Source organism: Sphingobium chungangianum (assembly GCF_977014255.1).
The window spans coordinates 304,748-326,030 of sequence record NZ_CDRNIV010000006.1; the positions used below are offsets into that span (position 1 = coordinate 304,748).

Annotated in this window: 18 protein-coding genes; 8 read left to right on the forward strand and 10 right to left on the reverse strand. The window is 61.4% G+C overall.

Annotated features, from left to right (window positions below):
• Window positions 1-4: 4 nt before the first annotated feature.
• The gene (locus ACWNC0_RS08375) at window positions 5-823 is read right to left on the reverse strand and encodes an alpha/beta fold hydrolase (protein WP_449470889.1); all 819 of its coding nucleotides are present in this window, start codon (window positions 821-823) and stop codon (window positions 5-7) included.
• Between the two features lie 168 nt (window positions 824-991).
• Here ACWNC0_RS08375 and ACWNC0_RS08380 point away from each other — a divergent pair, with 168 nt between their 5' ends.
• A complete protein-coding gene (locus ACWNC0_RS08380) occupies window positions 992-1,609 on the forward strand; it encodes a hypothetical protein (RefSeq protein ID WP_196225163.1) in 618 nt (205 codons plus the stop codon).
• A gap of 56 nt (window positions 1,610-1,665) precedes the next feature.
• Here the strand turns inward: ACWNC0_RS08380 and katG are convergent, their stop codons facing one another.
• Window positions 1,666-3,915 (reverse strand): catalase/peroxidase HPI, encoded by a 2,250-nt coding sequence (gene katG / locus ACWNC0_RS08385; RefSeq protein ID WP_449470891.1) that lies wholly within the window; start codon window positions 3,913-3,915, stop codon window positions 1,666-1,668.
• Window positions 3,916-4,228: 313 nt separating this feature from the next.
• Between katG and ACWNC0_RS08390 the strand changes: the two genes are divergently transcribed.
• Window positions 4,229-5,029 (forward strand): DUF2189 domain-containing protein, encoded by an 801-nt coding sequence (locus ACWNC0_RS08390; RefSeq protein WP_449470893.1) that lies wholly within the window; start codon window positions 4,229-4,231, stop codon window positions 5,027-5,029.
• 51 nt (window positions 5,030-5,080) lie between these two features.
• On the opposite strand, the gene ACWNC0_RS08395 is transcribed toward ACWNC0_RS08390, so the two are convergent.
• Genes ACWNC0_RS08395 through ACWNC0_RS08420 form a run of 6 tightly spaced genes read right to left on the reverse strand, consistent with a single transcriptional unit; the run spans window position 5,081 to window position 10,009 of the window.
• Window positions 5,081-5,755 carry a c-type cytochrome gene (locus ACWNC0_RS08395; protein ID WP_449470895.1) on the reverse strand — a complete coding sequence of 225 codons (675 nt, stop codon included), beginning with the start codon at window positions 5,753-5,755 and terminating at the stop codon, window positions 5,081-5,083.
• Between the two features lie 4 nt (window positions 5,756-5,759).
• Window positions 5,760-6,113, reverse strand: coding sequence for a cytochrome C oxidase subunit IV family protein (locus ACWNC0_RS08400; protein ID WP_449470896.1), 354 nt, complete (start codon window positions 6,111-6,113; stop codon window positions 5,760-5,762).
• 5 nt (window positions 6,114-6,118) lie between these two features.
• A complete protein-coding gene (locus tag ACWNC0_RS08405; protein WP_449470898.1) occupies window positions 6,119-6,814 on the reverse strand; it encodes a heme-copper oxidase subunit III family protein in 696 nt (231 codons plus the stop codon).
• Between the two features lie 11 nt (window positions 6,815-6,825).
• A complete protein-coding gene (locus ACWNC0_RS08410) occupies window positions 6,826-7,425 on the reverse strand; it encodes a cytochrome c oxidase subunit 3 (protein ID WP_449470900.1) in 600 nt (199 codons plus the stop codon).
• Complete coding sequence (locus ACWNC0_RS08415) at window positions 7,422-9,140, reverse strand: cytochrome c oxidase subunit I (RefSeq protein ID WP_449470901.1); 1,719 nt, start codon at window positions 9,138-9,140, stop codon at window positions 7,422-7,424. The genes ACWNC0_RS08410 and ACWNC0_RS08415 overlap by 4 nt, the downstream gene beginning before the upstream one ends.
• A complete protein-coding gene (locus tag ACWNC0_RS08420; protein ID WP_449470903.1) occupies window positions 9,140-10,009 on the reverse strand; it encodes a cytochrome c oxidase subunit II in 870 nt (289 codons plus the stop codon). Before ACWNC0_RS08420 ends, ACWNC0_RS08415 begins: the two co-directional genes overlap by 1 nt.
• Before the next feature lie 324 nt (window positions 10,010-10,333).
• Here ACWNC0_RS08420 and ACWNC0_RS08425 point away from each other — a divergent pair, with 324 nt between their 5' ends.
• Complete coding sequence (locus tag ACWNC0_RS08425; RefSeq protein ID WP_449470904.1) at window positions 10,334-12,154, forward strand: GumC family protein; 1,821 nt, start codon at window positions 10,334-10,336, stop codon at window positions 12,152-12,154.
• Window positions 12,133-12,633: a hypothetical protein gene (locus tag ACWNC0_RS08430; protein WP_449470906.1), complete on the forward strand. Its 501-nt coding sequence runs from the start codon at window positions 12,133-12,135 to the stop codon at window positions 12,631-12,633. Before ACWNC0_RS08425 ends, ACWNC0_RS08430 begins: the two co-directional genes overlap by 22 nt.
• A 449-nt stretch (window positions 12,634-13,082) precedes the next feature.
• On the opposite strand, the gene ACWNC0_RS08435 is transcribed toward ACWNC0_RS08430, so the two are convergent.
• On the reverse strand, window positions 13,083-14,423 hold the full coding sequence (locus tag ACWNC0_RS08435; RefSeq protein WP_449470907.1) for an O-antigen ligase family protein: 1,341 nt from the start codon (window positions 14,421-14,423) through the stop codon (window positions 13,083-13,085).
• A 191-nt stretch (window positions 14,424-14,614) separates the two neighbouring features.
• A complete protein-coding gene (locus ACWNC0_RS08440; RefSeq protein ID WP_449470908.1) occupies window positions 14,615-15,370 on the reverse strand; it encodes a LuxR C-terminal-related transcriptional regulator in 756 nt (251 codons plus the stop codon).
• Between the two features lie 642 nt (window positions 15,371-16,012).
• Here ACWNC0_RS08440 and ACWNC0_RS08445 point away from each other — a divergent pair.
• The 4 genes from ACWNC0_RS08445 (at window position 16,013) to ACWNC0_RS08460 (ending at window position 21,271) form a co-directional block, all read left to right on the forward strand.
• Window positions 16,013-18,094 carry a polysaccharide biosynthesis protein gene (locus ACWNC0_RS08445; protein ID WP_449470909.1) on the forward strand — a complete coding sequence of 694 codons (2,082 nt, stop codon included), beginning with the start codon at window positions 16,013-16,015 and terminating at the stop codon, window positions 18,092-18,094.
• Window positions 18,095-18,146: 52 nt separating this feature from the next.
• Window positions 18,147-19,394, forward strand: coding sequence for a DegT/DnrJ/EryC1/StrS family aminotransferase (locus ACWNC0_RS08450; RefSeq protein WP_449470911.1), 1,248 nt, complete (start codon window positions 18,147-18,149; stop codon window positions 19,392-19,394).
• An 87-nt stretch (window positions 19,395-19,481) separates the two neighbouring features.
• Complete coding sequence (locus ACWNC0_RS08455; protein WP_449470913.1) at window positions 19,482-20,048, forward strand: polysaccharide biosynthesis/export family protein; 567 nt, start codon at window positions 19,482-19,484, stop codon at window positions 20,046-20,048.
• On the forward strand, window positions 20,045-21,271 hold the full coding sequence (locus tag ACWNC0_RS08460) for an outer membrane beta-barrel protein (protein ID WP_449470914.1): 1,227 nt from the start codon (window positions 20,045-20,047) through the stop codon (window positions 21,269-21,271). Before ACWNC0_RS08455 ends, ACWNC0_RS08460 begins: the two co-directional genes overlap by 4 nt.
• Window positions 21,272-21,283 lie beyond the last annotated feature (12 nt).

Here is a 21,283-nt window from a genome sequence, read left to right on the forward strand (position 1 = left end):
GCAGTTATTGCGCGAGGAAGCTCAGCAGATCGGCGTTCAACCGATCCGGCGCGGTTGCGAACAGGCCATGCGGTTCGCCATCATATTCGATGAGCTGCGCCCCCGGTATCGCAGCGGCCGCCGCTCGCCCGGTCGGATCGATCGGCACCGTCTTGTCGCTCGTCCCGTGGATGATCAGCGTCGGTATGGTGAACGCGCCCAGGTCGGGCCGGAAATCGGTTCGGCCAAAGGCGTGGATGCAATCGATCGTCGCCTTGGGGCTCGCCATGATCGCCAGCATGAAGGTCCAATCGAGCAGCGCGCTGCTGACGGGTTTGGAAACGAGGCCAATGCCGTAGAAGGTCTTGGCGAAGCTCTGCAGGAAAGCGAAACGGTCTTCGCGCACCTGCGCCTGCATCTGGTCCAGTGCCGATTCGTCGACACCGTCGGGATTGCTGTCATCTTTCAGAAGATACGGCACGACAGAGCTGATCAGCGCTACCCTGTCCACCTTCGCCGAACCATGGCGCGACAGGTATCGCGCGATTTCGCCGCCTCCCATGGAAAATCCGACGAGGGAGACTTTGGCCGCGCCGACCTTATCAATGACGGCGGCGAGATCATCCGCGAAAACATCGTAATTATAGCCATCGGCGGGATGACCCGATTGCCCGAAACCGCGACGATCGTAAGTGATCACGCGATATCCCGACTCTAGCAGCGCAAGCGTTTGATATTCCCACATGTCGCCGGTCAGGGGCCAGCCGTGGATCAGGATCACCGGGTGGCCCGACCCCATGTCCTTCACATGGATGACATGACCTTCGCGGGTTTCGATATGCATGGGAGCCACTCCTGATAGGGGAGTCAGGGCAACCGGTGGCGCGGCGCATCGTTCCCTCCGCTTCGATTTCCTCGTCTTCGTCCTGCGGGAACAAAGCCCCTTCACCCCGGTTAACAACATCGGCGGCGGGCGTCATAAACGGCCTTAAAAACAGGCCAAGGAGATGTCATGGTGACGCTCACTCCGCTGGAGATCGGCCTTGGGCTGGTCGTCCTTGTCCTGCTGGCCGGATTAGCCGTGCTGATCATGCGCAACCGGCAGCATGCCAATCTGCGATCGAAATTCGGGTCTGAATATGACCGCACCGTCGAGGAGGCGGGCAGCTCCCGCAAGGCGGAAGCAGAATTGCAGGAACGGGAAAAGCGCGTGGCCAGCTTTTCGCTGCGCCGCCTTTCCCCGCAGCAAACCGACATGTTCACCGATGGCTGGATGAAGGTCCAGAACCAGTTCGTTGATGATCCTCAAGGTGCGGTGTCACGCGCTGACGTACTGCTGACCGAAGTAATGGAGGCGCGCGGCTATCCCATCGTCGATTTCGACAGGCGTTCAGCCGACTTGTCCGTTTATCACCCGGAAGTCGTGCAGAATTATCGCTCGGCCCATGACATCGCCATACGCCATGCACGCGGGGAGGCCGATACCGAGGATCTGCGTCAGGCGATGATCCATTATCGCGCGCTCTTTGAAGAACTGGTGCACGAACCTGGCGAACCTGACGGCATGTCCCACATGACGCGGCCCAGCCGTTTTGGCGACACGGATTATGGCCGCCGGGACCTTCATTGAGGTTAAATGAAATTGGCCGCCGCAGCTTCCTCATGAAAGCTGCGGCGGCCTTGTGTTCAGGCGGTGGCGGTTAGTGCCGATCGTTTCAGGTCGAACCGGTCGGCGTCCATCACCTTGACCCATGCCGCGACGAAGTCATCGACGAACTTGCGCCCTGCATCGGCCGACGCATAGACTTCCGACAGCGCGCGAAGCTGTGAGTTCGATCCAAAGACCAGATCAACCCGCGTGCCGGTCCACTTCGGTTCGCCAGAGCTGCGGCAGCTGCCGACGAACACGTCGCCCTTGTCGCTTTCCGCCTTCCACGCCGTACCCATGTCGAGCAGGTTGACGAAGAAGTCGTTGGTAAGCTGTCCCGGCCGGTCGGTGAAGACGCCGTGCTGCGATCCGCCATGATTGACGCCCAGCACCCGCAATCCGCCGACGAGCACCGTCATCTGTGGCGCGCTGAGCCGCAACAGGTTGGCGCGGTCGATCAGCAATTCTTCCACCGGCACGCGATAGCTGACTGGCAGATAGTTGCGGAACCCGTCCACCTTCGGTTCCAGCACGGCGAAGCCTTCGACATCGGTCTGCTCCTGCGATGCGTCGGTGCGGCCCGGCGTGAAGGGCACGGTCACATCATGCCCCGCATCCTTCGCCGCCTTTTCGATGCCGACAGAGCCGCCCAGAACGATGAGGTCGGCGATGCTGACCTTCTTGCCGCCGGAAGCTGCGCCATCGAACCTGGCCTTGATGCCTTCCATCACGCCCAATACGCGGGCCAGTTGATCGGGCTGGTTCACCTCCCAATCCTTCTGCGGCGCGAGCCGGATGCGTCCGCCATTGGCGCCGCCACGCTTGTCCGATCCCCGGAAAGTGGATGCCGACGCCCATGCCGTCTGCACCAGTTCCGATACGGTCAGCCCGGACGACGCGATCTCCTGCTTCAGCGCTGCAATGTCCGCCTGCTCGATCGGGGCATAGTCCGCAGCCGGGATCGGGTCCTGCCAGATCAGATCCTCGGCAGGAACATCGCTTCCGAGGTAGCGACTCTTGGGACCCATGTCGCGATGGCACAGCTTGAACCAGGCGCGTGCGAAGGCATCGGCGAACGCGTCCGGGTCATTACGGAAGCGATCGGCGATCTTGCGATATTCGGGGTCCATCTTGAACGCCATATCCGCTGTGGTCATCATCGTCGGCAGCCGCCTGTCGGGGCTGTGCGCGCCCGGCGCCATATCCTCCGGCTTCTGGTTGATGGGCTGCCACTGATGCGCACCCGCCGGGCTCTTCACCAGCTCATAGTCATAGTCGAGCAGCATGTGGAAGAAGCTCATGTCCCACTGGATCGGGGTTGGCGTCCATGCGCCCTCGATGCCGCTGGTGATCGTGTGATCGCCAACGCCGCTTTCATGTCCACTCTGCCAGCCAAGGCCCTGCTGCGCGATGTCCGCGCCTTCGGGCTCTGCCCCGATCTTCGACGCATCGCCCGCGCCATGCGCCTTGCCGAAGGTGTGGCCGCCAGCGGTCAGCGCCAGCGTCTCTTCGTCATTCATGCCCATGCGCGCAAAGGTTTCGCGGATGTCGCGCGCGGATTGGAGCGGATCGGGGTTGCCGCCCGGTCCTTCTGGATTGACGTAGATGAGGCCCATCTGGATCGCCGCGAGGGGATTTTCCAGCGCCATTTCCTTGTCGGGCTGGATGCGGGTCTGGTTGTCGGGATTGCCGACCCACTGTTCTTCCGTGCCCCAGTAGATATCCTTCTCCGGTTCCCACACATCCTCGCGCCCGCCGCCGAAGCCGAAGACGGGACCGCCCATCGACTCAATGGCGACGTTGCCGGTCAGGATCATCAGGTCCGCCCAGGACAGTTTGCGGCCATATTTCTGCTTGATCGGCCACAGCAGGCGGCGTGCCTTGTCCAGATTGGCATTGTCGGGCCAGCTGTTGAGCGGTGCGAAACGCTGCCCGCCCGAAGATGCGCCGCCGCGCCCGTCGCCCGTGCGATAGGTGCCCGCGCTGTGCCAGGCCATGCGGATGAAGAAAGGGCCATAATGCCCATAGTCCGCTGGCCACCATGGCTGGCTGTCGGTCATCAGCGCTTGAAGGTCTTTCTTGACCGCTTCCAGGTCGAGCGATGCGAATTCCTTCGCATAGTCGAAGGACTCGCCCATCGGATTGGCGTGCGCGCCATCTTGATGAAGGATTTCGAGCGACAATTGATTGGGCCACCAGTCGCGGTTGGTGCGTCCGAGCAGTGACCGCAGCGCGGCTGGCTCCTTCATCGGGCAGCTCAGCGGGCTTCCACCAGTTTTCGCGTCCATGATTTTGGCTCCTTTTAAATACAGAGGGCAGGCTAAACCCGGCCTGCTAGCTAAGGAAGCGATTAAGATTGGTCATGATGATCGATAAAAGCGATCACTGATGGCTCGTCAGGACGGCTCCCAGGGCAAGGATAGGCTGCTTTTTGGTTCCGCTCCATTACGCTTTGGTGTAATCTGCCGCTGTTGGCCATGAGGCGTCCCTCATGCCGAGACGATGCGCTGCGCAGGTCAAAAGGCTGCCCCCGTCACCGGTCCCGACTGAGGATTGAAGGTTGAGCGTCCGTCATGGTGACTTCGCGAAGGGAGAGCGACCATGGCGATTACGCATCCAGCTGATCTGGCTTCCGATCGGGACGATTATGAAATCCGCAAGATCGGCTTTGATGATCTGCGTATCTCGCTGCGACAGGGCTGGGAAGATTTTCAGGCCAAGCGCGGCGATCTGGTGTTCATTGGGCTGATCTATCCGGTTGTCGTGCTGTTCGCCATTCTGATCGCCAGCCGCGTGTCGATCCTGCCGCTGCTGTTTCCCCTGCTGGCGGGCTCCGTCCTGTTCAGCCCTGCCTTGGCCAGCGGCTTTTATGAACTCGCCCGACGCCGGGAACATGGACTGGATTCCCGCTGGCGCCATTTCCTGGACGTGGTCAGGGGGCCGTCGGCACCGTCGCTGTTCGACCTCACCAGCATTACGGCCTTGCTGTTCCTGGGGTGGCTGGCCGCCGCCTGGTTCATCTATAATTCGACCGTCGGCAGGTTCGGGCCTGAAGTCGTTTCATCCTTCGGGGCCTTTGTGAGCGCAGTGTTCGGAACCGCCGAAGGCTGGCAGATGATCATCGTCGGCAATCTTGTGGGCCTGTGTTTCGCCATCATTACGCTGGCGGTCAGCGTCGTGTCCTTCCCGATGATAATCGACAAAAAGGTCAGTTGGGGCAACGCGCTGAGGACATCGGTTCGGGTCGCGCGGACCAGTCCCGTGACCGTAGCGGCCTGGGGGCTGATCGTGGTCGGGCTGCTGATCCTGGGCGCATTGCCGGGGCTCGTCGGACTGGCCGTCGTGCTGCCGCTGCTGGGATATTCGACCTGGCATCTGTACACGCGCGCGGTCGTGCGCTGAGGTTGCGCTGACGACACCTGCTCCACTTTTCGGGAGCGGGTGTCGGGCAGGTCATTGACCGGCTTGCGCGGCCGGTTTCGGCAGGGGTGGCGCTCCGCCTCCCAACGTCGCCAGATATTTGATGACAGCCGCCCGATCTTCCGGACGGCGAAGCCCTGCAAAGCTCATCTTCGTTCCTGGCACATCCCGCATCGGCGAGGCGAGGAACGTGAATAGCTGGTCGTAGGTCCAACTGCCCCCATGCGCTTTCATCGCAGGGGAATAGGCAAAGCCCGCATGGCTGGCGACCGGCCGCCCTACCACGTCCCACAGATTAGGCCCGATGCGGTTTGGTCCTCCCTGGCCAAAGTCGTGGCAACTGGCGCAAAGCTGCGTCTTCGCCTTGCCAGCATTCGCATCCGCGCTGGCGAGCAATGTGCCAAGGTCGACTGGCGCCGCCGCAGGGGTAGCGGCGGCGGCAGAGGATGGCGCGGGCGACTTGCCCCGCATATCCCGGTGATAGGCGATCAGCCGGTTGCCCTCGCCCGGGTCGCCAAGGCTGGATGGCCAGTCCCGCTGCACCGACGCCATGTCCACGCGCGGCGGCATGTCGTCGGCGGGCTTGTAGGCGAGCGAGCCTGCGTTGGCATCTGGATAAAGCCGCCCCGCAAACCAGTTGAAGCTCCAGAGTGCACCCGTGGCCCCCACGACGCACAGCCCCGTCACCAGCCAGCGCATCCGGTTCATGGCTTCATCCTCCCCCACCCATGAAGATCGCGCGCGTCCAATAGGCATAATCCGCCTCGATCGTCATGATCCGCACCAGCACCAGCAGCAGCAGCGGCGGCACGAGGATCGCGTAGATCAGCGACAGCCTTTCCCAGGCGAGATGCATGAAAATGGACAGGATCAGCCCGGCCTTCAGCAGCATGAACAGGATGATCAGCGTCCAGCGGACGATCCCCTGCACATGCATATAATCGACCATGTAGGACATGGCGCTGAGGACGAAAAGATAGCCCCAGACCTTCAGGTAGAGGCTGATCGGATGATGCTGCCCTTCATGGACTATGGAGCTATCGCTGCCGGGTATCTCATGCTTCATGGACATCACCAAAGGTAGAAGAAGGCGAAGATAAAGACCCAGACGAGGTCGACGAAATGCCAGTAGAGCCCCGCGATCTCTACCGGGCTATAGTCGCCCGTCCTGTCATAATGCCCGCGCGCCACCTTGGACGCGATGATCAGCAGCAGGATGACGCCGCAGGTCACATGCAGGCCGTGGAAGCCGGTGATCATGAAGAAACTTGCGCCAAATTGCGGCGCGCCCATCGGATTGCTCCAGGGGCGCACGCCTTCCTCGAAGATCAGTTTGCTCCATTCGAACGCTTGCATCGAGAGGAAAGTCAGGCCGAACAGCGCCGTCACCAGCATGAGGATAGCTGTCTTTCGCCGGTCGCGCCGGTAACCGAAATTGACCGCCATCGCCATGGTGCCGCTGGAACTGATAAGCGCGAATGTCATGATCGCGATCAGGACCAGCGGAATGTCGTGCCCGCCGATATTGAGCGCGAAGACTTCCGCTGTATTGGGCCAGGGCTCGACCGCCGACGCCCGCATTGTCATGTAACCTGTCAGGAAGCAGGAAAATATGAATGTGTCCGAGAGCAGGAATATCCACATCATCGCCTTGCCCCAATGGGTGTGGCGGAAGACTTCCTGATCGGCGGACCAGTCGGCGACAATCTCCCGCAAAGCGGGAGTGATAATCTCCTTGTCTCTTCCGTCGGGCACCGTGTGAGCCATGGTGATGGACCTCATGTCGATACGAGCAGGGCGGCGATCAAAATCCAGATGAAGAGCAGGAAATGCCAGTAGACCGCGCACAGGCGAATATGGCCGGGGTCCCGCTCCGCCAGCACCCAGGAAGCAGCTACCAGGCCTCCGGCGATGTGGAGACCGTGAAGCGCCGTCAGCAGATAGAAAAAGGCGTTGGCCGGATTGGACGACAGATAATAGCCTTGCGCAAGATAGTGACGCCACAGCAGCCATTGACCGAAGAGGAACGCCAGGCCGAGCGCAGCGCCCGCGAGGGAAGCGCGCGCCGCCCGTCCAGCTGCGTTGGATCGGCGCGCGATCTCCCATGCTATGCTGCTCGCGACCAACATCCCGCTATTGACCCAGAGCAGCGGCGGATCGGGCATGGCGACCCAGTCGTCCGCATGCCCCATGGCGGCGTGCAGCCCCATGCGCATGAAATAGGCCGCGCCCAGTAGCGAGAACATGACCAGCGCAACGGCGAAATAGACGCGGAGCCCCACGCTCCCGGCGGACGGGCGGCTCGCGGATGGAGACGCCGGGTCACGATCGCTCGCCGGTTCCCAGCTTCTCTCCGCAAGGCGCGAGAGGATCGTCATGAGCGCGGCTCCGTCTGGGGGATGAAGTCGCGAGGCGCGCCCGGCACGCTATAATCATAGGGCCAGCGATAGACGGTGGGCAGGGCCGGTCCCCAATTGCCATGTTCGGGCGGCGTCTGCGGCGTTTGCCACTCCAGGCTCGCCGCGCCCCACGGGTTCGGGTCTGCGCGCGGTCCCCAAAAACGGCTCCAGATCATGTTGAAGAAGAAAAGTCCTTGCGCCGCAAAGACGATCAGTGCCGCAATGCTGATCCATTCATTGGCCAGATGTACCGACGGCGGGATGAACCCGGTTTCGCCCAGAGCATAGTATCGGCGCGGCACGCCCAATATGCCCAGATAATGCATCGGCAAGAAAATCGCATAGACGCCAAGGAAGGTGATCCAGAAGTGGAGCTTGCCCAAAGTCTCGTTCCACATCCGGCCGAAGATCTTGGGATACCAGTGATAGATTGCGCCGAAGATCACCAGCACTGGCGACACGCCCATGACCATGTGGAAGTGCGCGACGACGAAGAAGGTATCGGACAGCGGGACGTCGACGCTGACATTGCCCAGGAACAATCCCGACAGCCCGCCATGGATGAAGGTGAAGATAAAGGCGATGGCGAACAGCATCGGCACACGAAGATGAATGTCACCGCGCCACAAGGTCAGCAGCCAGTTATAGACCTTGATCGCGGTGGGGATCGCGATGATCAGCGTCGATGTCGCGAAGAAGAACCCGAAATAGGGATTCATGCCGCTCACATACATATGGTGCGCCCACACGACGAAGCTCAAGGCGCCGATTATGACGATTGCCCAGACCATCATGCGATAGCCGAAGATGTTGCGCCGGGCGTGGACGCTGATCAGGTCCGATACGATGCCGAAGGCCGGCAGGGCGACGATATAGACTTCAGGATGGCCGAAGAACCAGAAGAGATGCTGGAAGAGGAGGGGGCTTCCTCCCTCCGTGGGTGTGATCGCGCCCATCGATTGCATCGTCGGCATGAAGAAGCTGGTGCCCGCGAAATGGTCGAACAGCATCATGATCGCGGCGACGAACAGCGCGGGGAAAGCGAGCAGGCCCATGATCGACGCGGTGAAGATGCCCCATACCGATAGCGGCATCCGCATCAGCGTCATGCCCTTCGTGCGCGCCTGCAGCACCGTCGTCACATAGTTGAGCCCGCCCATGGTGAAGGCGGCCACGAATATGGCGAGGCTCACCAGCATGGTGGCGATGCCCCATTGGTGGCCGGGGGTTCCCTCGCTGATCGCCTGCGGGGGATAGAGCGTCCAGCCCGCGCCCGTGGGTCCGCCCGGAACGAAAAAGCCCGATACGAGCACGATGACCGACAGCAAATAGAGCCAGTAGCTCAGCATATTGACGAACGGGAACACCATGTCCCGCGCGCCGATCATCAACGGGATGAGGTAATTGCCAAAGCCCCCGAGCAGCAGCGCCGTCAGCAGATAGACGACCATGATCATGCCATGCATCGACACGAACTGGAGGTAATTGTCGGGCTGGATCGCGGGGAAGGCGCCGGGAAAGCCGAGTTGCAGCCGCATAAGCGCGGACAGCACCAGTGCCACCAGTCCGATCGCGATGGCGGTCAAGCTATATTGGATGGCAATGACCTTATGATCCTGGCTCCAGACATATCTGGTGACCCAACTGTGGGGATGATGCAGTGGCCGCAGGTCGTCAGCCAGGGTGGTAGCCATCAACTCTTGCTCCAGGACGCGGGGACGCTGCAGGCATTTGCCTTGATCAGCAGGATGGACATGGCGGCGGGCGGCGTTTCGGCCAGGATTTGTCCAAAGCTCGTCTGCTGCGCTTGCCAGGCGGCGAAAGCCTTGGGCGACTCCACCACCACGCGCCCGCGCATCTCATGGTGGCCCGTGCCGCACAGTTCGGCGCAGAGGATGTCGAACGTGCCCACCTTAGTCGGGGTCATCCAGAAATAGGTGACGATGCCGGGCACGAGATCCATCTTTGCCCGGAACTCCGGCACATAGAAGTCGTGCAGCACATCCTTGGACCGCAGCACCATCTTGACCGGCTTGCCCAGCGGCAGATGCAGGTCACCCGCCTCTATGAGCACATCATCGCGTCCGAACGGGTCCAAGGGATCGAGGCCGAGCGCGTTGTCAGGCGTCACATATTTGACCGCCGCTGCGCCCAGCACGCCATCGGGTCCGGGATAGCGGAAGGACCACTGCCACTGCTGCCCCACCGCCTCAATGACAGTGGCGTCCTGCGGCACGGAAACATAGCGGCCCCATGCGGCGAGGCCGGGAGCCAGCATCCCCGCGATGCCGATCGCCGTCCAGAGCGTCAGCCTTTTCTCCAATGAGGCGTTTTCCGGCTCATAATGCGCCTTGTGTCCGGTGCGATGTCGGTAGCGGACCAGCACCCAGGCCAGGAACAGGTTGAGGATGATGAAGGCCGCCGCGCAAATCCAGAGCGTTACGTCCAGCGCGGAATCAATGGAGCCCCAATTTGAAGCGATCGGCGTTCGCCACCATGGGCTGAACAGGTGAAATGCGACCGAACCAAACACCAGCAAGGCGATGGCGACCGCAATCGGCACAGGCTCTCTCCCATCAATGCAGGCGCGCCTCACAGCCATCGACCCGGCTTTAATTGAGTCGCCCCGGAAATAACCGCATTGGTAATCTATAGAAAAATCGCACCGGGTGGAAGTGGTTAGCCGCGATACCGCTTCCCGGGATTTAAGACTGCCGCGCGCGGGTGCGCGGAAGGGGGAAGGGCTGCGCCTCTTGCGTCACGCGATGCCCGAAGGGGTTAATCATTATGCCTGCGCTCTGCGACCGAAGATTGTTTGATCGGACCTGGCAAAAGCGGGAGGTTCGGCGGCCAATGAGGTCAGAATGCCGCTGTGGAGGATCTATTCATGCTATCGCAATCGGGAACGCTGAACGCGCCCCTGCTCGAGGCAATGTCTGACCGGCCGATGGAGGGGGGCTCCCGGCCCTCCAGCCTGTCGGCCCGCCAGGTTATCAAGATCATCCGGCGGCACGAACTGTTGCTCGGCGCCATTGTATTCTTCGCGGTCCTCATCGTACTGGTGGTTCAGTTGACCGCGACGCCCATCTATCAGGCGACGGCGACGGTGCAGGTCGAACTGAATGACGACAGCGGATCGCCCGACATGGCCGCGCGCAACCAGCAGCGCGTCGCCAACGAAGCGGGCATCTACCGGTCCCGTTCCCTTGCCGAACGCGTGGTGCAGGATTTGAAGCTCGCGTCCGATCCGCGCTTCGTCGAAGCGCCGCTTCCCGCTAACGCCGTCGTCGACAACCGCCGCCTGTCCCGCCTCGCGGGCAGGCTGATATCCAGCACATCGATTTCAAGCTCCAAGGATTCCGACTTCATCGACATCACCGTGCGATCCGAGTCGGCCGACCTGGCGTCGGAAATCGCCAATCAATATCCCGCCAGCCTTGCCGCCTACCGCTCCGTCATGCGCGACGACCGGCAGGGCAAGATCGTCAGCCAGCTGGATGACGAGCGGGCGCGGCTTGCGATCGAGGCGCATCAAGCCGAAAAGGCGGTCGCCGACTTCCGGCGCCAGCATCAGATGCTCACCGGCGCCGGCGGGTCGGAAGATTATCAACAGATCAACCGGATCGCCACCGAAGCCGCCTCCGCCGCCGCCATGCGCGCCGCGCAAAGCGCGCGGGCAGCTGGCATCGCGAGCGCCGTGAGCAACATCACGACGGCGGGCGCGACGTCCCCGCTGCTCGACCAGCAAAGGCGGCAACTGGACGATCTGACCCGCACGCGCAGCGAACTCGCCATGATGTATGGGTCCGAACATCCCAAGATGCGTGGAGTAGAAGCGCAGATCGCGGAAACCACCGGCAGCATGCAGCAGGAACAGGCGAGGGTCATCGCCGCTGCCACGACCCAGGCCCAGAACGCGGCCGCCCGTGAAGCGGGCATCGCAAGGAGCGAGGCGGCCTCTGCCGCATCGCGCGCAGGCCAGTTGGAAGGAACGCTGCGTTCGATCACTGGCAAGGCATTCGCGAACACCGCCGCGACGGTCGAGCTGAACTCGCTCGAACGCAATGCGGAAGCCGCGCGCAGTGCTTTCACCGCCATGAGCACGCGTGCGCAGCAGGTGAAAGCCAGCCTCGCGGCATCGGGCATCCATTCGCGCCTGATGTCGCCTGCCGCCGTCCCGCAGGACCCGATTTCGCCCCGGCCCAAGTCCGCGACCTTCGCCGCGTTCGTCGGATCGCTGATCCTGGGGCTGCTGGTGGTGTTCGGCATCGAGCTGACGGACAACCGCCTCTGGAATGCCGAGCAGATATATCATCAGTTCGGCTTGCGCACCTTTGCCCTGCTGCCCGAGTTGGATGGCGACGCCCTGAGGTCGGCAAAGGCGAACCCGGTGCTTCAGGATCCCCAGTCGCTCTTTGCCGAGGTGGCCCGTGGGCTGGGAAGCGAGGTCGCCGAACTGGCCCAGCCGGGAAGGGCGCAGACCGTTCTGATCACCTCGCCCATCACCGGAGACGGCAAATCGACCGTCACCCTCACCCTGCTGGCTGCGGCCGTCGCCATGGGCCGCCGCGCGATCGTGATCGACCTCGATCTGCGCCGTCCCAGTGACGTTCTGCGTCCCACCGATGATGCGGGGGGAAGCCGGACCTCATCGATTTTCTCAGCGGTGCGGTCGATGCGCGCCATATGCTTCCAACGCTCGCCCTGACGCAAAGGCCAGACGCAGAGCAGCCGTCCGAAATCACTACCTATGAGCCCGTCGTCCTCAGCGCGCGGGAACCTGCGCGCAATCCGGCCGCGATCATGCGGCTGGGGAAGGTCAACGACCTGTTGGACCATCTGCGCGAACATTATGATCTCCTGATCATCAATGCGCCCCCCACGCTTGCCACGCGGGATTCGCGCATGCTGATGGACGCGGCCGATCAGACGTTGCTGGTCGTGCGGTGGGGTCGCACCACGATCGAACAGGTGCGCGCGGCGTTGCAGGTGCTCCAAAAGCCGGTGGACGGTGTTGTCATCAATCGCGTCGATTATGCGGAACACGCCCGTCGCGGCTATGGCGATCCGGTCCAGTTCTACATGGATTCAGCGGAATATTTCAGTGGCGAGATGCCGACCCCTCGCCGCTGGTATGAGCGGATGGCCCCATCGCGCTGGCGCGACCGCGCGGACCATATGGCATGACGGCCTGAAGGCTGCGCGACCCCTTCGTGCAGCCTTTCGCGGACTGGCCTGTCGTTGCGCGCGCCAGGGCAGGCGCTCTCCCCAGAGCAGAGTGCCAAGTTGCGGGCTCATCAGAAGCTGTCGGCGGGAAGAGGGCTGAAGCGCCTTTCTTCCGAAACGAACCTCATGCAATCTCATGCGCGAGATTGCGGCGCCGATCATTTGGGCCATGAACGCCGCTGACGAACGATGGACTTAACAGCCAGGCGCGCAGAGTTGCCCCGCGAGATCGCAATCTCCGCTGATGCCTTGGCGCCCGCATATTCTCCCCAAATCGACACGCCCACTTAACCCTTCTGTCCGGCGTCTCGAAGGCCCCAGACGGAAGAAGGGTGAATGATCCGGAAGATGTGTCAATGGTACCCAGGAGAGCGAGTATGGGCAACGGTCACTGAAACCCGGCAGAGCCTTCAGCTTTCCAGCGGGGGTAGATGGCCGCGCATGCCTCTGCGTTGCGAGGGCGAAGGCAAGAAGCGAGGGCTGATCACGCCCGGCCCGATCAGCGCAGGACTGACGGCGAGGAAAACGAACAGGAACCAGCATCGCCCATAGACGTGCGGCATGCCCATCACCGCGTTGGCAAAGGTTACGAGCGTCGTGACGATCGTCAGCAGCACGAGCTTTCCATATCGCGCTCGATAGCCGACGATGCCCGCCAATATGGGAACGGTCATCAGCACCAGATAGCCCAACAGCGACAGGCCGCCACCCTCGTTCAGCAGCAGCAGGTAGAGGTTATGGACAGGAAGACCATAGCGGCTTTCCTGCCGATACTGATCCGCGCCAAGGCCGATGATGAGATTCTTGTCGGCCATCTCCAACGCTTCCCGGTTCAACTCCTGCCGGGACTCGAACGTACCCGCGGTCGAAAGATCGCCTGAGTTCAGGGCGGAAAGAACCCTGGTCTGGAATGTCGCGGGAAGATAATTCTGCCCGAATGCGAGCACAGTCGCGCCCAGCGACGCGACGATGATCAGGGTCTTGAAATTCCGTCTGCCGCCGAAGAAAATCAGGGCGGCGGCGATCATGCTGTAAAGTCCGGTATTGGAACTGGTCAGGATCACGCCCGTGATGAGAATGGCGAGGCAGGGCAGCGCAATCATCGGCCGCATCTGTTTGGACAGGAGCATCAGCCAGACGAGCGTCATCGCCATGACCGTCAGCACGCCCATGCCATTGGGATTGCCGGCAAAGCCCTGTAGCCGCTTGTTGCCGGTGACGAGGGCCATCTGTTCCCTGTCGATGCTGTAATAACCGGCCGAGTAGACCATGGCGCCGAGCGCGCACATGACCACCATGCCCCAGATTCCGCATTTGATGAGGCGGACGACTTCCTCTTCCGACCGGCGCAGCAGGACGAGCGGCACGAGCAGATAGGCGAAGGAATATTGGGTAACCAACACCAGGCACCTGACCACATCGCCCTTGAAAACGCTGCCTATGAAAAGGCCGCCGCTAAGCATCAGCAGGCCCAGCACCCAGAGCCAGGTCAGACTGGCAAAGGGCGACGCCACCCTCCCTGTCGCCACACGCAGGAAGAAGGCGCCTGCGAACATCACGTCGCTTATGGTTATGTACAGGCTGGGATGGCGGAACGCGTTATAAGGCGCGAAAAACACTGCACCTTGCAGCAGGACGAATTCCCATCTGTGGAGTTCGTCCGTCCAGAATTGCGTTCGTTCCTGAGCGGGGCTGGCACGACGGCCGCCGGGCAATGGATAATGGCTTGCCTGATACTGACTGGTTTGCACGCCTGGCGCTCCGGCTATTTTTCTGCCTTGTTCCTTAACTAGGATGCAAATCTGGCCGGACTTAGTCCATTGCACATAATGCCTGCCCGGCGTTCAAAAGGGCAGGGGGCGATACCCGATTGGGTAGGGGGTCGGGCAATGAAAACGGATGGTTAGCGCGGCTCAATGCTACCTCTGTTCTTCAGCGATTTTCACACGCTTGCCGAATAACCAGCCGTCTCGCGCGTCGCGCCTTTCGGCGGGAAAGCGGCAGGGCTGGCCTTGGGCGGAGAGGGCCTAGCGCTGTCAGCTGCCAGACCATGCAGTCCCTGTCCTGCTGCCCATATGGCTGCCTGGGTACGATTGGACACCCGCAGTTTGCGCAGGACCGCTTTCACATGAACCTTGACTGTGGCTTCGCTGATCGAAAGCTCGCGGGAGATGACTTTGTTGGGCAGCCCTGCGATAAGGCGCCGCAATATCTCCATTTCCCGTGCCGACAGATTGGCGCAGTCGATAGATACCGCGTTGGGCGTTTCCTCGCAGACGGCGGATTGATCGATCAACTTCTGGGCCAGTTGCGAAGGAAAGATCTTTTCCCCCAACGCGATCAGGTCGAGATACCCTCCCAATCGTTCGCAAGACAGGTCATTGATCAGATAACCTTCGGCGCCCGATCGAAAAGCATCCAGCATTGCGTCGAAATCGAATTTGTTGGCGAGTATCGCGATCCGCGCGCTTGGATAATATTCGCGCGCTCGGGCAAGCGCCGCGCCGTTCCATTCCATGTCCTGATCTTCGATCAGCAGCAAAAGGCAGTCGGAATCGGCGACGTTGGCGGGGCAAGGCTCGTCCAGTCTGGCCCCGGTATAGAGGATCTGACGCTGTTGTGACGAAAGAAGCCGCCGGAGACCCTCTCTGACGATGGAGCTTCCGCCCACAAGCACAACATCTGAATCCATTGTCATTGTCCGCCTCCCTCAACATCACAGAAAGACTGTGATGGATTGAATGCAAAAGCACTTGCTGAAGGCGACCCCTGTCTTATCGGATCGGAGAGTATCACAAATGCAGCGTTGAACAATAGGCGTAACATTTTGGAAAAATTTAACTTACGTGAAGATCGTGCGTTGGCGCGATTTTGCTAACCGCTTGTCTATTCATGAATTTGTCTGAACCATCCCAAATAGCAAAGAAGCGCTGTCCTTTTGGGTGGCCTGATGACATGTGCTGAACAGCATGTGCGATTCGCGCGTAACCTATTGTGGAAATGATCTTCTGGCAGCGGCTTGGATTTAGCCCGTCAGTCGATGTCGGGGGCAAGGACGGCCCGACGCACATGTCAATTAGCCAAAAGACTTAATCCAGCTTCCTCCCGCAAATCATTCGGGGCGACGGCCTGCGGATATTCTGCTCGTTCGGCCAACGCCCGCACCGATTCCTGCCACAAGGGATGATAGCTGTCTGGTTCATTGCGGCCGGGGGCCAAGTTGTTACCGTTTTACTCGTGATCTGGACGATCGCGCTCCGCATGCTGCGACAGGCCCTCTTTGGCAGCATGCGGGGCTTGTTCGTCGGAGGTCCTTCTCTTGAACCGCAAGGGTTTTGCTATGGATGCGAGCGCGCCGCCCGCTGGATCTGACCCGCTTCTCGACGATCTCGCAGACCCGCGGGCGGAGGTTTCCGCTGGTGGGCCTGGATGGGCGATATTGCTGCACGATCTGCTGACGCGGCCGACCGGCTTTCCCGGCCCGGCCCGCTTTGCAGCGCTGATGCTGATCGACGCGTCGTTGATCCTGACCACCCTGCTTCTGGTCGTGATGGCCATACCGGGCAGCGTTTCGGCGGCCTTCTATGACCGTCCCAGCCTCATGATCTTCTTCACCCTGGTGGCGGTGTTCGCTCTCTGCCTGACGGGCCTTTACTGGCGAAGCTGGCGCTTCCTCTCCTTCGGCGACTGCATCGCGCTTTCTACGGGGGTCGCGGGCGGAGCTACGGCGGCATGGAGCATGTGCCTGATCATCTCGGCAAAGATACGGGCCGTGCCGCTGGAGGCGGTCGGCTTCGCGCTGCTGCATTCGGCATTGCTGCTGGTGGCGATGATCGGCGTGCGAACGGTGCGCCGGGGCCTGCGCGAATTTGCCCTGGCGCATATCGTCCCTCCCGGCGGTGGTCACAACATATTGCTGCTGGGTGAGCTGGACTGGATACGGTCGCTGATGGACATGCTCCGCGCCGAACGGACCAATCGGTTCAATGTCGTCGGCGCGCTGACCTTTGACGGACGCGAGACGCGGTTGCAGGTCGCCGGTGTACCTGTGCTGGGTTCGCCCGACAAATTGCCGCAGATCGTTGAGATGCTGGCGACGCGGGGGCTGAAGCCCGAAAGCCTCGTCATACGCGGCGACAGGACGATGCCGCGCAGGTCCTTCTCCCATCTGGTGAAGTTGGCCGATCAGTGCGACCTGACAGTTGCGCACGCCAATGACCTGCAAAAGGCGAAGGACGGAACGGCGCGCCTGGAAATCAAGCAGTTCGAGCTGGCCGACCTGCTCGGCCGACCCGAAGTCTCCCTCCAGCGCAGCATCGTGGATCGGCTGATCCGTGCCCGCCGGATATTGGTGACGGGCGCGGGCGGCACGATCGGCGGTGAACTTGTGCGGCAGATCGCCACCTTCCGCCCCGCGGAGATCGTTCTCCTCGATCATTGCGAGTTCAATCTTTACACCATCGAGATGCAGGCGCGGGACAAGTTCCCGGATCTCATCTGCCGGCCCGAACTCTGCTCGATCCGCGACCGCGCGGCGCTCGACGACGTCTTCCAGCGTCATCAGCCGGAGGTTGTCTTCCATGCCGCCGCGCTCAAACATGTGCCCATTGTCGAGGCCAATCCGTGCGAGGGCGCCCATACAAATGTGCTTGGCACGCGAAACGTCGCGGATGCCGTCTGCGCTTATGGCTCGCTCGCGATGATCCAGGTGTCGACGGACAAGGCGGTCAATCCGGTGGGCGTCATGGGCGCCACCAAGCGCCTCGGCGAACTCTACTGCCAGGCGCTTGACCTGATCGGCCAGTGCGACCCTGATAGCCCGCGTTTCATGACGGTACGGTTCGGCAATGTGCTGGGTTCCAGCGGATCGCTCGTGCCCCTGCTTCAACAGCAAATGGCCGCCGGAAAGCCGCTCACCATCACGCACCCGGACATCAAGCGCTATTTCATGACCGTGGGCGAAGCGGTGCAGCTCATCCTGCAAAGCAGCGCCCGCGCGATGGAAACCAACATTGATCGCGGCACCATTTTCGTCCTCGACATGGGTGAGCCGATCAAGATCGTCGACATCGCCCGGCGAATGATCCGTCTGGCGGGCCTGCGTCCGGACATCGACGTGCCGATCAAGTTCGTTGGCCTTCGTCCCGGCGAGAAGCTTTACGAGGAATTGTTCGACACCACCGAGGAACAGCTTCGCTCCACGATCCCCGGCGTGATCGAAGCAAGCCCCTGCCCGGTCCCGCTCGAAAAGCTGGTGAATGCCTTCACCGAATTGGCAAACCTCATCCATACCCATGATGAGGATGGGGTGCGCGACCTGATGAAGGAATTGCTGCGCGCGCCCGCCCAATCGAACTGGGCAAAAACGCTGCGAGAATTGACTCGGGAGATCGACCTTGTCGGCAAGGCTGCGAACGAATGACCGGGTGCCATCGGTTCCGGCGGCCGATGCCCATAGCCCGGGGGATGACGATATGAATTCCGTAGTCCAGACGCGCGAAATCAGCGCGGCGGCCGTCACGCACCCGCCTTTCCCACCGCCAGACCGGCGTTGGCCGCAATATGAAGCGGACGAGATCGATGCCGTGGTCCGGGTGCTGGAAAGCGGCCGCGTCAACTCGCTGGTACATGGTGACGAGTGCCGCGCCTTCGAACGCGAGTTCGCGCTGTATTGCGGCATGCCCCATGCGATCTCTCTCGCCAACGGCACGCTGGCACTGGAGCTGGCGTTTCGTGCGCGGGGCGTCGGGCCGGGCGATGAGGTGATCGTTCCCGCCCGCAGCTTCTTCGCCAGCGCCTCTGCCGTGGCGGCGGTCGGCGCGGTGCCGGTATTTGCCGACATCGACGCCAACAGCCACACGATTGATCCCGCAGCCGTCGTTCCGCTGATCAACGGACGGACGAGGGCCATATTGTGCGTCCATCTGGCTGGCTGGCCCTGTGACATGGACGCGCTGTCGGCGATCGCGAACGGGCATGGCCTGTGGCTGGTGGAGGACTGTGCCCAGGCGCATGGCGCCGCCATCGATGGAAAGAAGGTCGGCTCCTTCGGCCACGCCGCCGCCTTCTCCTTCTGCACCGACAAGATCATGTCGACGGGCGGGGAAGGGGGCATGTTGCTGCTGAAGGACGAAGCGCATTGGGAACGCGCCTGGGCTTATAAGGACCATGGCAAGAACCCCGCGATGCTCTCGGCGCCTTCGGCAGGTAACGCCTTCCGCTACCTGCATGAAAGTTTCGGCACCAATTGGCGGCTGACGGAAATGCAGGCCGCGATCGGGCGGGCGCAGTTACGCAAGCTGCCGTCCTGGCTGGCGCGGCGGCGCGCCAATGCCGCCATCCTGCGCGAAGGACTGGGCGATCATCCGCTGATCCATGTGCCACAGGTGCCGCAGGGGGTGGATCACGCCTTCTACAAATTCTACCTCATGCTGGATGCTGCGGATGCTAGACCTGCCGTCATCGCCGGGCTCGCTCGTCATGGCATACCCGCCGGGACAGGATCATGCCCGGACATGTCCCGGGAACTGGCCGTCCGGAACAGTGCCCACCCCAATCTCCATCCCCTGCCGATCGCCGCCGAAATAGGCGAACGCAGCCTCATGCTGCCGGTCGATCATCTGCTGGGCGATAAGGATATGCAAATCATCGTCGATGCGCTGCTGGAGGTGCTCGAGGATGCTCGGGAAGGCGACCAGAGTTTATCCTTTGCGAACAAATAACTATCCAGAAGCAATTGACATTAATTTATTTCTGTTCTGAAACTGTAACAAAAATGGCCAGAAGTGGCCAGGAAATGGGAGGTGGTCATGCGGCTAGTTCACTCTATCGGCATTTCCCTGATGCTCGCGCTTTCGGCCTGTACCGGCTCTGTGTCCGGTCTGCCTGCTGTTTCCACTGCCAACGCCGATCAATATCGGCTTGGCCCGGGTGATGAACTTCGCATCATCGTCCCCGGCTTTACCGAAATCGACAATAGCACGGCCTTCGTCGTCAATGATCGCGGCGAACTGACGTTGCCGCTGATGGGCGGGATTCCGGTCAGGGGATCGACCATCCCCGAACTGGAACAGCGCATCGCCGCCCTGCTGGTGGAAAAACGGCTGATGGTCTCGCCCGCCGTCAGTGTTCAGCCGGTGAAGCTGCGGCCCATCTACATCCTTGGTGAAGTGCGTAGCCCCGGCGAATATCCCTATCGCCCCGGCATGACGGTCGTCACCGCAGTATCGGTGGCAGGCGGGTACACATTCCGCGCCAATCGCAACACGGTTGCCATCATCCGTCAGGTGAATGGTCAAGCGTCCACCGCCAAGGCTTCCGAAAATACGCCGATCCAGCCGGGTGACACCATCAAAGTCGTGGAGAAATGGTTTTGACAGCAAAGCGCCTCATCCCCTTCTGCTCATGCGTCATTTTGACGGGCATGGCCCTTCCCGCTGCCGCACAGCAGCTGGATCGAGCCACGCCGTTGCTGGAAACGCCGGAGGAATATGAGGCGAAGGCGGTACAGTTGGGGAGGATATCGGCTTATCTCGGCGCGGATGCCCGGCTTGAATATGATTCCAACATCTACGCCCTGTCATCAAATGAAATCGACGATGAGCGCCTGACCATCTCGCCGTGGCTCAACCTGCGGCTGAGCGATAGCAAATTCGAGTTGGCGGCGCAGGCGCGGGGGGTAATCCGGCGCTATTTCAAGAATGACAGTGAAAATTCCGAGGGCATAAATACCAGTATCGGCGGCGTGTATCACCTGTCGGGCGCCGATAATATCACCGCTAGCGCGGGCTGGATGCGGCTGGTCGAGGACCGCGGCGAACCTGAATCCCGCACGGGCGTCGGCACGCCGCCGCGCAGATATGACCAGTGGCAAAGTGACCTTGGCTATACGCATCAGGGCGCCCGCTTCAATCTCGGCGTGAAGGGCACCTGGCTCAAGAACAACGCCTTGGCCGCCGTCGATGCCGAACGCGACTTCGACCAATATTCCGGCTCTGCCCGGTTGGGATATCGGGTCAGCGGCATGATGAATGTCTTTGGAGAAGGCTTTATCACCAGACGCGAGTTCCGGTTGCCGGTGGACGCGTCAGGTGTGGACCGCGATTCAAAAACCTATGGCGCACGGGCGGGGGTGGCCTTTGAACCCGGCGGCCTGATTCGTGGCGAAGCCTCAGTCGGCGTGTTCCGCTTCAACCCCGACGACGCGCTATTTGACAGCAGGACCGGCCTGTCGGTTTCGGCCGGGCTGACCTATACGCCGTCGCCCAGATGGGCGGTCACGCTCGACGGGTTCCGGGGTGATGTTGCCACCGTCCGCACCGGCGCGCAGTCGCGTACTGACACGAGGTTCCGTCTGGGTGTGCAGAATGAGATTTACCACAATCTGCGCTGGCAGGCTTCCGTGCTGTACCGCCGCAGCAGTTTCATCGGTTCGGGCCAGCACGAACGGACGATCGCCGGTGTGGCCGAAGTCGAATATCTGGTGAACCGCAATATTTCCTTCGCGCTCACAGGACGCATCGCCAATCGCGACAGCACAAGAGCGTTCGATGATTTCGACCGCTCGATTGTCGGCGCGGAAATCCGCCTGCAATATTGATTGGATAGAGGA